This window comes from Staphylococcus sp. HGB0015 (assembly GCF_000411275.1).
GTDB lineage: Bacteria > Bacillota > Bacilli > Staphylococcales > Staphylococcaceae > Staphylococcus > Staphylococcus schleiferi.
In genome coordinates this window covers 12,568-26,404 of the sequence record NZ_KE150417.1, presented here as the reverse complement: position 1 = coordinate 26,404, position 13,837 = coordinate 12,568, and the positions used below count along the sequence as shown (strand labels likewise).

12 protein-coding genes are annotated in these 13,837 nt (G+C 37.4%); 1 reads left to right on the top strand and 11 read right to left on the bottom strand.

The genetic code is table 11. The features are described 5' to 3' along the window. Positions 1-2: 2 nt before the first annotated feature. From cysS to HMPREF1208_RS00055, 11 genes are all read right to left on the bottom strand, one after another. On the bottom strand, positions 3-1,403 hold the full coding sequence (gene cysS / locus HMPREF1208_RS00105; protein ID WP_016424289.1) for a cysteine--tRNA ligase: 1,401 nt from the start codon (positions 1,401-1,403) through the stop codon (positions 3-5). Beyond that, a complete protein-coding gene (gene cysE / locus HMPREF1208_RS00100) occupies positions 1,387-2,016 on the bottom strand; it encodes a serine O-acetyltransferase (RefSeq protein ID WP_171839470.1) in 630 nt (209 codons plus the stop codon). Before cysE ends, cysS begins: the two co-directional genes overlap by 17 nt. A 386-nt stretch (positions 2,017-2,402) precedes the next feature. Beyond that, positions 2,403-3,857, bottom strand: a complete 1,455-nt coding sequence (gltX, locus tag HMPREF1208_RS00095; protein ID WP_016424287.1) for a glutamate--tRNA ligase — start codon at positions 3,855-3,857, stop codon at positions 2,403-2,405. Positions 3,858-3,933: 76 nt separating this feature from the next. Beyond that, positions 3,934-4,413 (bottom strand): 2-C-methyl-D-erythritol 2,4-cyclodiphosphate synthase, encoded by a 480-nt coding sequence (gene ispF, locus HMPREF1208_RS00090; RefSeq protein WP_016424286.1) that lies wholly within the window; start codon positions 4,411-4,413, stop codon positions 3,934-3,936. Beyond that, positions 4,406-5,104, bottom strand: coding sequence for a 2-C-methyl-D-erythritol 4-phosphate cytidylyltransferase (ispD, locus tag HMPREF1208_RS00085; protein WP_016424285.1), 699 nt, complete (start codon positions 5,102-5,104; stop codon positions 4,406-4,408). Before ispD ends, ispF begins: the two co-directional genes overlap by 8 nt. Beyond that, the gene (locus HMPREF1208_RS00080; protein WP_016424284.1) at positions 5,105-6,166 is read right to left on the bottom strand and encodes a PIN/TRAM domain-containing protein; all 1,062 of its coding nucleotides are present in this window, start codon (positions 6,164-6,166) and stop codon (positions 5,105-5,107) included. 19 nt (positions 6,167-6,185) lie between these two features. Then, positions 6,186-7,553 carry a DNA repair protein RadA gene (gene radA, locus HMPREF1208_RS00075; RefSeq protein WP_016424283.1) on the bottom strand — a complete coding sequence of 456 codons (1,368 nt, stop codon included), beginning with the start codon at positions 7,551-7,553 and terminating at the stop codon, positions 6,186-6,188. A gap of 435 nt (positions 7,554-7,988) precedes the next feature. Next, positions 7,989-10,448 carry an ATP-dependent Clp protease ATP-binding subunit gene (locus tag HMPREF1208_RS00070; RefSeq protein WP_016424282.1) on the bottom strand — a complete coding sequence of 820 codons (2,460 nt, stop codon included), beginning with the start codon at positions 10,446-10,448 and terminating at the stop codon, positions 7,989-7,991. 17 nt (positions 10,449-10,465) lie between these two features. Beyond that, positions 10,466-11,470 carry a protein arginine kinase gene (locus HMPREF1208_RS00065; protein ID WP_016424281.1) on the bottom strand — a complete coding sequence of 335 codons (1,005 nt, stop codon included), beginning with the start codon at positions 11,468-11,470 and terminating at the stop codon, positions 10,466-10,468. Beyond that, entirely contained in the window at positions 11,460-11,990 is a 531-nt protein-coding gene (locus HMPREF1208_RS00060; RefSeq protein WP_016424280.1) for a UvrB/UvrC motif-containing protein, read from the bottom strand. The genes HMPREF1208_RS00065 and HMPREF1208_RS00060 overlap by 11 nt, the downstream gene beginning before the upstream one ends. A 13-nt stretch (positions 11,991-12,003) precedes the next feature. After that, positions 12,004-12,465 (bottom strand): CtsR family transcriptional regulator, encoded by a 462-nt coding sequence (locus tag HMPREF1208_RS00055; protein WP_016424279.1) that lies wholly within the window; start codon positions 12,463-12,465, stop codon positions 12,004-12,006. A gap of 164 nt (positions 12,466-12,629) precedes the next feature. Here HMPREF1208_RS00055 and HMPREF1208_RS00050 point away from each other — a divergent pair, with 164 nt between their 5' ends. Then, positions 12,630-13,835, top strand: coding sequence for a NupC/NupG family nucleoside CNT transporter (locus HMPREF1208_RS00050; protein WP_016424278.1), 1,206 nt, complete (start codon positions 12,630-12,632; stop codon positions 13,833-13,835). Positions 13,836-13,837 lie beyond the last annotated feature (2 nt).

Below are 13,837 nucleotides of genomic sequence, written 5' to 3'. Positions count from 1 at the left end.
CATTAGCCACGTTTAAATCTCACGCCCTGTGGTGTATCTTCAAGAATAATATTTTGTGCTTTTAATTGATCACGAATTTCGTCTGCACGTGCAAAATCTTTAGCTTTTCTAGCTTCATTTCGTTCTTCAATTAATTTTTCAATCTCTTCATCAAGCAGTTGCTCATCTTTTTGAGAAGTAAGTGGGATACCCAGTACGTCACTGAAGATTTGGAATACTTCTTTAAAACGTTGAATCACTTGTGTCGACGTATTATCTTCTAACATGTATTTATTTGTAAGTTTAACTAAATCATACCACGCTGTAATGGCATTCGCTGTATTAAAATCATCGTCCATCACTTTTTCAAATTGCTCAAGTACTTGTTCAATTTGTTCTAAATAATTCGTATCGTCTACAAGATTTGTAGCAACCGCTTCTCGTTCAATGAGCGCTTGATAACTGTTACGAATACGCTCAAGACCACTACGTGCAGCTTCTACACGCTCGATGTTATAGTTGATGGGACTTCTATAATGTACGCTGATCATAAAGAAACGCAATACATCGGGGTCGACCTCTTTAATAATATCGTGAACTAAAATAAAGTTACCTAATGATTTACTCATTTTTTCATTGTCAATATTAATAAAGCCGTTATGCATCCAATAGTTTGCAAATGGTGCATGATTATGCGCTTCTGATTGTGCAATTTCATTTTCATGGTGAGGAAATTGTAAATCACTTCCACCAGCGTGAATATCAATCGTTGCACCTAGTTTTTCATAGGCCATCACTGAGCATTCAATGTGCCAACCCGGACGTCCTGTACCAAATGGACTTTCCCAACTGATTTCGCCCGGTTTTGCTTTTTTCCATAAAGTGAAGTCTAAAGCTTCTTCTTTTTGTTCACCTTGTTCGATGCGAGCACCAATTTTCAAATCATCGATAGATTGATGGCTTAACTTTCCATAACCATCGAATTTGCGTGTTCTGAAGTAGACATCTCCGCCACTTTCGTAAGCATAGCCTTCATCGATTAAATTTTGAATAAATTTGATAATATCATCCATATGTTCCATAACACGTGGGTTGCATGTTGCCGGTTTGACATTTAATGCACCCGTATCTTCGTGGAATGCTTTTATATAACGATCTGCAATTTCAGGTACTGTTTCTCCAAGTTCTTGAGAACGTTTAATCAGTTTGTCATCGACATCTGTGAAATTTGATACATAATTCACTTCATAGCCTTTATATTCGAAATAACGTCTGACAACATCATAGTTAATAGCTGGACGTGCATTTCCAATATGAATGTAGTTGTAAACAGTCGGTCCGCAAACGTACATTTTGACTTTCCCAGGTTCAATCGGTTTAAAAGTTTCTTTTTGACGCGTTAGTGTATTATATAATGTAATCATCTTTAATCTCTCCATTTTTAGTTTGTTCAAGTTGTCGTTCAAGCTGCTTGAGTTGTTCATAAATAGGGTCAGGCAAATTGAGATGATCAAACGTTTTACCGGTGCGAATGCCGTCTTGTTTTACCACACGACCAGGAATGCCTACAACAGTTGTATAACTAGGCACATTTCTTAATACAACAGAATTGGCACCGATATTGACATTCGAGTCTACTTTAATATTTCCTAATACTTTAGCCCCTGCTGCAATCAAGACGTTGTCTCCAATATCGGGGTGTCTCTTACCTTTTTCTTTCCCAGTCCCCCCTAAAGTCACACCTTGGTAAATCGTTACATTATCACCTATTGTACATGTCTCTCCGATAACGACACCCATGCCATGATCGATAAAAAGACGACGTCCAATTTTAGCGCCTGGATGGATTTCTATACCTGTAAAAAAGCGAGAAACTTGAGATATGACACGCGCTAATGTGAAGCGTTTTTTATTGTATAAACGATGTGCAATAAGATGACTCCACACGGCATGCAAGCCCGCGTATGTTGTAATCACTTCAAAAGTCGAACGCGCTGCTGGGTCTTGTTCAAAGACCATTTTTACATCATCCATCATTCGTTTGATCACTGCATTTCCTCCTAAAATAGTTATTCTTATTACTTAGTACAAAAAACACCTCTGACACAAATTATGTCAGAGGTGCTTAAGCACGGTTCCACTCTCAATTAGTATATCGACGAGAATCATTAAATTCTCTTTGACCTACTCACTCATTCATTATTTAGTTCTTCTTATAAAGGTGCATTCAACAAATATTGTGATGTACTTGCAGCAACCGTACACTCTCTAAAACACGCAATTTGCCTACTAATCCTTTATTCAAATCAAAATCCACCTTTATGGTAGTGGATTTTGAACGTGATATCAAGTTATAAATTTGGAAACGGCTTGAAAACAGTCTAAATCGCTCTTTAAGCCTCATTTTATAATTAAGGCAGTCATTACAATAATTGATTAATTCGACGAAGTACTTTTGTTTTGCCAAGCACTTCCATTGTATTCGGCAATTCTGGTCCATGCATTTGTCCAGTTACCGCAACACGAATTGGCATGAAGAGTTGTTTCCCTTTAATGCCTGTTTCTTTTTGGACTTCTTTAATTTTCTTTTTAATTTCAGCAGCTTCAAATGGCTCTAACGCTTCTAATTTACCATATAGTGCATTCATTAATTCAGGAACTTGTTCACCATTCAACACTTCTTGTGAAGCTTCGTCTAATTCTTTTTCGTCTCGGAAAAATAGCTCTGATAAAGGTACGATTTCTCCAGCGTAGCTCATTTGTTCTTGATAAAGTGCCACGAGTTTACGTCCCCAGTCTAATTCAGCTTCTGATGGTGATTCAGGTAACAAACCAGCTTTAACCATATGCGGTAATGTCATCTCAAAAACTGTTTCTGAATCTTTTTCTTTCATGTATTGGTTATTAATCCAAGCCAATTTTTGTTTATCGAAAAATGCAGGAGATTTTGATAGACGCTTTTCAGTAAAGATATCGATGAACTGTTCTTTAGAAAAGATTTCTTCTTCACCTTCAGGAGACCACCCTAATAATGCGATAAAGTTAAATAACGCTTCTGGTAAATAACCTAACTCTTTATATTGCTCAATAAACTGTAAAATTTGACCGTCACGCTTACTTAACTTTTTGCGTTGCTCATTCACGATTAATGTCATATGTGCAAAACGAGGCGGTTCCCAACCAAATGTTTCATAAATCATTAATTGTTTCGGTGTGTTAGAAATATGATCATCGCCGCGAATCACATCTGTAATTTCCATATAGTGATCATCTACAGCAACTGCAAAATTGTATGTTGGAATACCATCTTTTTTCACAATTACCCAGTCGCCGAAGTTATCAGATTCAAAAGAAACTGTCCCTTTCACCATGTCATCGAACTGATATGTTTTATTTTGTGGAACACGTAAACGAATAGCAGGCTTACGTCCCTCTGCTTCAAACTGCTGTCTTTCCTCTTCTGTTAGATGGGCATGTTTACCACCATAACGTGGCATCTCACCGCGTTCGATTTGTGCTTGACGCTCTGCTTCTAATTCTTCTTCCGTCATGTAACATTTGTACGCTTTGTCTTCAGCTAACAATTGATCCACAAGCGGTTGATAAATGTGACCACGTTCAGATTGACGATATGGACCATAACCTTTATCTTGATCCACAGATTCATCCCAATCCAAGCCTAACCATTTTAAATTTTCAAATTGTGAAGCTTCACCATCGGCAAGGTTACGCTTAGTATCCGTGTCTTCAATACGAATCACAAAATCTCCATCATAGTGTTTCGCGAATAAATAGTTAAATAATGCAGTACGTGCGTTACCGATATGCAAATAACCTGTTGGGCTTGGTGCATATCTGACTCTTACTCGGTTACTCATTTCGTTCACTCCTGTTTTGTTCTTCAATTTTTTAATTATAACATGTCATGTCATGTTGTGTATATGTTACTTTTAACTATGCTTGCGCTGTTAAGGATACGATGGCTTGTGCTGCGATACCTTCTTGACGACCTGTAAAACCTAACTTTTCACTTGTTGTTGCTTTTACATTGACTTGTTGTATTGCGACTTCAAACAAATCAGCAATGACAGCACGCATTTCATCAATATAAGGGCGGAATTTAGGGCGCTCAGCAATGATGGTTGCGTCAATATTATTAATAATGTAACCTTCATTTTTAACTTGTTCATATGCAGCGACTAACAATTTTTTAGAATCTGCATCTTTGAACTGTGGGTCTGTGTCAGGGAATAATTTCCCAATATCTCCTAGTGCACATGCACCTAACATCGCGTCGGTGATCGCATGAAGCAAAACATCGGCATCGCTATGGCCTTTTAACCCATGTGTATGCGGCACTTCAATTCCACCGATAATTAATGGGCGCGTTTCGTCAAAAGCATGAACGTCATAACCTAATCCAACTCTATACATGATTTTCTTTTCTCCTTTTATCAAATATTGCTTCCGCATATGTAAGATCTTCTTCCGTCGTTACTTTAATATTATCATAGTCGCCTTCAACCATATAAATCGGCTGACCAGAAGCTTCTAATAGCGAAGCGTCATCAGTGCCATTGATTTTTTTAGACAGCGCATCATCATAGGCTGTTTTTAAATGCTGAAATTTAGAGCCCTGTGGTGTTTGTACTTGCCATAAAGCGGAACGGTCTAAAGTTTGTGACACAAACTGATTTTGAACCAATTTAATCGTATCTTTCGCTTTAACACCTACGATAGCCGCACCACATGCTTCGATTGCTAAAGTAACTTCTTTAATGGTCTGATGTGTAATAAAAGGTCTCGCACCATCATGAACAAGTACGACTTCATCTTCAGCCACATTCATATGTTGGATGACTTTATGAATGCTTTCTTGACGTTCTTTTCCACCTTCAATTAAGCCTTTAATTTTACTATAAGGCGCTAAAAGATTTTGTAATTGCTCACGGTCTCTTGGATGGATGGCTAAATAAATACTTTCACATTGATCATCTTTTTGAAATACGTCTATCGTATGTTCTAAAATTGTACGCCCTGCAACACGAATCAATAATTTATTATAAGCACGTCCCATTCGATTTCCAGTACCTGCTGCCGGTATGATCACATGATAATTTGTCATTTATTCCTCCACCTTTTTTGCAAATATAATGCGCCCAGAAGCTGTCTGTAACATACTAATCACTTCTAAAGGAATCGTTTGATTAATATATTGCTTCGCATCGTCGACCACGACCATCGTTCCGTCATCAAAATAACCTACACCTTGACCCGGTTCCTTACCTACTTTAGTTATCATAAGGTCAAATCGGTCTCCTTGATGCACTTCAGGTCGAATTGCGTCTGATAAATCATTAACATTCAACACTTTAATGCCTTGAATACTACAAACTTTGTTTAAATTATAATCCGTTGTAATCACGTGAGCACGATAATGTTGCGCCAATCTTACGAGTAAATCATCAATATCATGATGACTTCGCTGTGGATGAACAATACGTGTCGGGTGTTTTGACATATGGATCGCATTAAGAATCTCTAAGCCACGACGCCCTTTGTCACGTTTAATACTATCATTTGCATCAGCCACAACTTGCAACTCGTTAATCACACCTTGCGGAATTAAAATCTCACCATCTATAAAGCCCGCTTCCATAATTTTTAATATTCTACCGTCTATAATCGCACTCGTATCAATAATTTTTGGCACCGCGTTACGTGCGCTAATTGCCATCGAACGTGCCATGTTTTCCGGTAAAAACAGCAACATTTCATCTCGTTTTTTAAGACCAAATTGGAAACCTAAATAACTTAAAATTAAAGTTAAAATAATCGGGATAATACGATTAATAAAGTCTGTTCCAATAAATTCTAAAATAAAAGAAATCATAACAGAAATGAGCAAGCCCATAAACAGGCCAATAGTCGCAAATATAATTTCAATCGCACTGTATCCTAACACAAATTGCTCTAAATCTTTAATAGCATATGCAATGCGTGGAATAAACCAACCAAATAATAAAAACATCAAAACTGTACCCATAAACGCTGCAAAATAGCTATTTTCTATCATCGGCGGATGACTGACTTCAAAGTCTACAACAATCTCAGGAATCAATACAATGCCTAAGACACTCCCGATAACAATGTATGATAGGATAACGAGCAGTTTGACAAAATCCATTTTTCCTCCCTCCTTTCTATTATTTTATGGCATATTTTAATGCTTCATTTACAGTAGAAACACCAATCACTTCAATACCTTGCTGGAATTGCCATCCCCCTATATTTGTTTTAGGTAATATCACACGTTTAAAACCGAGTTTTGCCGCTTCTTGTACCCGTTGTTCGATACGGGAAACGCGTCGTACTTCACCTGTTAATCCAACTTCTCCAATAAAGCAATCTAATCCATCGACAGCTTGGTCTTTAAAACTTGATGCTGTTGCGATAATAATACTTAAATCCACTGCTGGCTCAGACAACTTCACGCCTCCTGCTACTTTAATATAGGCGTCTTGTTGTTGTAATAGATAGCCTTCTTTTTTCTCTAACACTGCCATTAATAAACTCAAACGATTATGATCTATGCCTGTAGCCATTCGTCGAGGGTTATTAAATGTCGTCGGCGTAACGAGCGCTTGAACTTCAATAAGTAGCGGACGTGTCCCTTCCATCGTCGCAACGATTGTTGAGCCAGGTACGTTGGTAGAACGCTCTTCTAAAAACATCTCTGATGGGTTCAATACACTTTTCAATCCAGACTGTTTCATTTCGAATATGCCCATTTCATTCGTGGAACCAAAACGGTTTTTAACGGCTCTTAAAATACGATAAGCATGATGTTCGTCGCCTTCGAAATACAGCACCGTATCCACCATGTGTTCTAACAAACGCGGTCCAGCAATTTGGCCTTCTTTTGTCACATGCCCTACAATAAAAGTAGCAATATTCATTTGTTTTGCAATATGCATTAAGCTTTGTGTACTTTCACGAACTTGTGACACAGAGCCTGGAGCCGAACTAATCTCTGGATGATAAATCGTTTGAATTGAGTCCACTACAATAAGCTCCGGTTCAATTTTCTTTACTGCTTCATGAATCACTTCTAAGTCTGTCTCAGCAAAAACATTCAATTGACTCGCATCTTCGTCTAGGCGATCTGCTCTTAACTTTGTTTGATTAAGTGACTCCTCACCTGTAATATATAATACATTTTTACTTTGGGACAATGCTGCACACATTTGTAATAACAACGTCGATTTCCCAATACCTGGGTCACCACCAATGAGAACGAGCGATCCTTCTACAATACCTCCGCCAAGTACACGGTTAAACTCATCACTATTTGTTAGGATACGCGGTGCTTGCTCTTGTTTAATTTCATTTAGTTTTTGAATTTTGGAAGTACTCGTTTTTTGAGATCTGACCCCATGTTTAGGGCTCGCTACTTTTTGCTCTATCGATTCTTCCATTGTATTCCATGCACCACAATTTGGACATTTGCCCATCCATTTTGGAGATTGATAACCACAAGCTGTACATTCAAATATCACTTTCTTTTTCGCCACAAGGCCACCCCCATCTCTTCGGATAACATATATATTTTATACTTGTTAAAGATTTAAGACAAATTTTGCGTAAGGCTGATTGTGCTTCACACTACAACCTATGAAATAATGCGTAATCATTCAATGTACATCGTAATTAACACCGTATCCATAGTCAATTTTAATACATATCTAGACTTTACCTGTGTGCCTGTTGCAAGCAATCGAATACCCGCCAACTTGACCAAATACAAAGTCACTTAACAAAAGGAGATCAATGCTAATGATTTTCTATTTTATATCTATCACTCTAATAAATACAACATAAAAGGAGACGATCTCTTATTTGTCATAAGATTTAATCGTCTCCTTAAAAGCATGTGACTCAAAAGCGCAGGGTTATGTGCGCTTTTCAATCACTTTAAATATGTTAGTTCTTTTCAGACATTTTTACGATTATGCTTCAGATGATGTTGTTGCTTGATCTGATTCTCGTTCAGAAATGTCGTATTGGAAAGATTCACCGTCAAAGTCAACAGTAACGTTTTTACCTTCTAGTTCTTTACCTTCTAAGATTAACTCACTTAAGTTATCTTCAACTGTTTTTTGAATTGCACGGATTAATGGACGTGCACCATATTCTGGATCATAACCTTCAGCGGCAATTTTATCTTTCGCTGCATCTGTGACACTCACATGAATGTTTTGTTCAGATAAGCGATCTGTTAATTTGCCTACCATCATTGTTACGATTTCTTTCAATTCTTCTTTATTAAGTTTGTGGAATACAATGATGTCGTCAACACGGTTTAAGAACTCTGGACGGAACGCATTTTTCAATTCTTTCATCATTGTTTTACGAATTGTTTCATAGTCATTACCTTCTGAATTGCCACCAAAGCCTGCGAATCGTTGGTCTTGCAATTCTTGTGCACCGACGTTAGAAGTCATAATAATGACTGTATTTCTGAAATCTACTCGGCGACCTTTCGTATCAGTCAAGTGACCATCGTCTAACACTTGTAATAAGATGTTAAATACATCTGGGTGCGCTTTTTCAATTTCATCAAATAAAATAACTGAGTATGGTTTACGACGTACTTTTTCAGTTAATTGACCTCCGTCATCGTGACCTACGTATCCAGGAGGGGCTCCAACCAAACGGCTCACTGCATGTTTTTCCATAAACTCACTCATGTCAACACGAATCATCGCATCTTCTTCACCAAACATAGATTCCGCTAATGCACGTGCAAGTTCTGTTTTACCTACACCTGTTGGTCCTAGGAAAATGAAGCTACCAATTGGACGTTTTGGATCTTTTAAGCCTGCACGCGCGCGACGTACTGCTTTAGAAATGGCAGCAACTGCATCATCTTGACCGATTACACGTTGGTGTAATGTTTCTTCCAAGTTAAGTAATCGATCTGATTCTGTTTCGTTCAAGCGTGTTAATGGAATACCTGTCCAACCCGCAATAACTTCTGCAATATCTTCAGGGACAAGTGTTGTGTGTTGACCACCTTGATTATTTTTCCATTCATTTTTAGCTTCTTCGTATTGTGTTTCTAATTTCGTTTGTTTATCTCTAAGATTTGCAGCGTTTTCGAATTCTTGTGCATGGACTGCAGCATCTTTTTCTTTTTTCACTTGTTCAATTTGTACTTCAATCTCTTTTAGGCTTGTTGGTGTTGTATGGCTTTTTAAGCGTACTTTTGAGCTAGCTTCATCAATTAAATCAATCGCTTTATCTGGTAAGAAACGATCTTGTACATAACGATTACTTAATTTTGCAGCAGCTTCAATCGCTTCGTCGGAAATGTTAATTCTGTGATGTGCTTCATAACGATCACGTAAGCCTTTTAAAATTTCAATTGTATCCGCAACACTTGGTTCATCTACTTGTACCGGTTGGAAACGTCGTTCAAGTGCAGCATCTTTTTCGATGTGTTTACGGTATTCATCTAATGTTGTCGCACCAATACATTGTAGTTCACCACGTGCAAGGGCAGGTTTTAAAATATTTGAGGCGTCAATTGCACCTTCTGCACCACCCGCACCAATGAGTGTATGCAATTCGTCAATGAATAAAATGACATTACCTGCTTGGTGAATTTCTTCCATTACTTTCTTAAGACGTTCTTCAAACTCACCACGGTATTTTGTACCTGCGACAACAGTTCCCATATCTAAAGACATAACACGTTTATCTTTTAATGTTTCTGGAACTTCATTGTTGACGATTGCTTGAGCAAGACCTTCCGCAATAGCAGTTTTACCTACCCCAGGTTCACCGATAAGAACGGGATTGTTTTTTGTACGTCGGCTTAACACTTCAATCACACGTGTAATTTCAGCGTTACGGCCTACGACTGGATCTAACGTACCGTCTTTAGCAATAACTGTTAAATCTCTCGCTAATCCATCTAAAGTTGGTGTGTTGTTTGATTTAGCCGCTTGTGCACCTTTATTAGACATTTCTGGGCTACCTAACGCTTTAACAACTTGTGCACGTGCTTTAGTGATATTTAAATCTAAGTTTGCAAATACACGTGCAGCTACACCTTCGTTTTCACGGATCAAGCCAAGTAAAATGTGCTCTGTTCCTACAAAGTTGTGCTGTAATTTACGTGCTTCATCCATTGAAAGTTCAATGACCTTTTTAGCGCGTGGTGTATAGTGTAACGCACCCATTTGTTCTTGACCATGTCCAATCAATTTTTCTACTTCTGCAACAACTTTATCTTCTGTAATATCAAAACTTTCTAATACTTTTGCCGCAATGCCTTCTGGTTCTTTCATTAAACCTAGTAGTAAATGCTCTGTTCCAATATTAGAGTGATTTAAGCGAATTGCCTCTTCTTGTGCATGTGCTAAAACACGCTGCGCACGTTCTGTTAATCTTCCAAATAACATATGCCAACCTCCTAGTTTTATATATGCGTTCTTAAAATTTCTGCTCTTTTGGCTTCAATGGATTGTTCTTCTGCATCATCAATTAAAAATGGCGATTGAATCGCAATCATTAATTCATTAAATCGAAAGTCATCCATTTCTAAAATGCCCAAATCAACACCTAATTTAATATCACTCAAACGATATGACGCTTCCTCTACCGAAATTAAACGACTATATTTTAATATACCCAATGAACGATAGATTCTATCAAGTGTCTCAGTATGATTGTGTTGATTTAAACGATCTCGTAATGCGAGTTCTTCATTAATAATTTGATGAACTAATTCTGTTAGTGCATCGATAATTTCTTGTTCACTTTTACCAAGTGTTAATTGATTTGAAACTTGATAAACATGTCCATAAACTTGCGAACCTTCACCGTAAATACCTCTAATTGTAAAACCAAATCGGTTAATCGTTTGTGCAATACGATTCATCCGCTTCATAATAGACAATCCTGGCAAGTGCAACATCACACTTGCACGCATACCTGTGCCAACATTCGTCGGACAAGTTGTCAAATAACCCAGTTGTTCATCATAACTGATATCGAGCGAAGCATCTAAGACGTCATCTATTTTAGAAGCTTTTTGATAAAGCGTATCTAATGATAAATCATTGCCCATTGCTTGAATACGTATATGGTCCTCTTCATTTACCATTACACTAATAGATTCATCTTCATTCAACAATACAGCAGATGCGGGTTGCTTTGTCAGCTCTGGGCTAATTAAATGCTTAGCCACTAATTTATATTTACTTTGTTGATCTAATTCATCTAATCTTAAAACTTTCATATCTTTTAAAACATCTTGAACTTCATTAATCACACGATGTCCTTCCTCTTCAGACGGGAACATCAAAGGATGTACATGGTTTTCAAGATTACGCGCTAACCGAATACGTGAAGACATAATCACAGGTTGTGATTGAACTTCTTGCATCCAATCACTCATGTGCTGATCAAGATTATTCGTCATCAGATTTGGACACCTCACTTTGTTGTTGGAGTGCTTGAATTTCATCTCGTACAATCGCCGCTTCTTCAAAAGCTTGTTTCGCAACAAGTGATTCAAGATGAGCACGTTTTTCTTCGAGTTGTTTTTTCAATGCCCGTTTTTGTTGCGACGACTGTGGACATTTTCCAGAATGTTCAATATGACCACCTTGGACGCGTCTCACAATGTCATAAACATCTTCTTTGAAAGTTTGATAACAATCATGACAGCCGAACTTGCCGACATGCGCAATATCTTTTAATGTCATTTGACACGTTGGACAGCGCTTTTCTTCTCGATAAACCACTTGATCGACACTCAAGCCGTGTTTAGCTGCCAAATGTTGTAAAATTTGTTTGATGACAAAAGTCCCTTCAACATCCTCTGCTTCTTGCCAATCATCGTCAGACTGTCCATAGATAGGTTGCTGTGACAATTTGACTTGCTGACGGTAAGGGCTTGTCGCTTGATGTCGTTCAAGTTTATATTTATCGGTATTCATAGCACATCATCCTTTAATAATAGTTAATAACCGGTAGTAGGCGTTTCAAAATATTTGCACGGATAATATCTCTTGCTGCCACATCCATTTTCAATGTTTCCCTATCTACAATCGCCGCAATCATTTTGGCTTCTCTTTCAGTAATCAAGTTGTTTTCCAACAAACCATCTATGATATAAAGCGCTTGTTGCTGAGAAATGGCAGGTCCAATTAATTCCATTAGCCGTTTAATATAATTGCCTTGATCTTTTGTTTCAACTTTTGTGATTCGAATATACCCGCCGCCACCACGTTTACTTTCTATTTCATAACCATGTTCATTCGTGAATCGTGTTTTGATGACATAATTCAACTGAGATGGTACGCAATCAAAACGCTGTGCAATGTTTGCGCGTTGAATTTCAACAACGTCATCTTGTGCTTCTTCAAATAACTTTTTAATGTACTGTTCTATGATGTCAGACATATTGTGCATCGTATCACCTCTTTTGACCATCTTTGACTATATTATAGAACCCACTTTGACCTTTTTCAACCAATTTGATTTTAAATTTATAAAATTGCTATGTTACTGCTTACATTTTTGGTGTATGATAGTTCTAGTGAAATTTAATTTTGAAAAGCAGAGGTGGAACTCACATGCATATTTTAATTGGGGTTGTTGGGATTGTTGTATTTTTAGCCCTAGCTTTTTTAGCAAGTTCTGATAAAAAGCACGTACGTTGGCAATATATTGGCATCATGCTTGTTATCCAACTTGTTTTAGCCTTTTTCTTACTTAAAACAAATATTGGGATTCAAATTGTCGGCGGCGTTGCGACTGGCTTTGGTTATTTATTAAAACAAGCTGCAGTCGGTGTCGATTTCGTATTTGGTGGTTTAGCCAACAAAGGGGCATCGCCTTTCTTCTTTAATGTATTACTGCCAATTATCTTTATTTCAGCGTTGATTGGTATTTTGCAATACACAAAAATCTTGCCATTAATTATTAATGTTCTTGGATTTTTAATTTCTAAAATTAACGGTATGGGTCGTTTAGAATCATATAATGCGGTAGCTTCTGCTATTTTAGGGCAATCCGAAGTGTTCATTTCATTAAAAAAACAACTTCCTTATATTCCTAAACATCGCTTATATACATTAACTGCTTCAGCAATGTCTACAGTATCTGCATCAATTGTCGGTGCCTACTTTACACTTGTTGAACCAAAATATGTTGTAACCGCAGTCGTATTAAACTTATTCGGTGGTTTCATTATTGCCTCTATTATTAATCCATATAAAGTCAACGAAGAAGATGACAAATTATTGATTGAAGAAGAGAAAAAGCAACAATCTTTCTTTGAAATGTTGGGCGAATATATCTTAGATGGATTTAAAGTTGCTGTTATTGTAGGTGCGATGTTAATCGGTTATATCGCTTTAATCTCATTACTCAATGGTATCGTAGGCGGTATTATCGGTTTTGTTTCTGGTGGTCAATTGGATTGGAATTTCCAAACATTGATTGGTTTCATTTTCGCACCATTAGCATTTTTAACAGGTATTCCTTGGCATGATGCAGTTCATGCAGGTTCAATTATGGCTACAAAGCTTCTATCTAATGAATTTGTAGCAATGACTGAATTAGGAAAAGCAAATGGGCTGTCACCTCGTACACTAGGCGTTGTCTCTGTATTCTTAGTATCTTTTGCGAATTTCAGTTCGATCGGTATTATTTCCGGAGCCATTAAATCTTTAAATGATGAAAAAGGTGACATGGTTGCACGCTTTGGCCTTAAATTATTATTTGGTGCTACATTAGTATCATTCGTGTCTGCAACAATCGCAGGCTTCTTCTTATAATT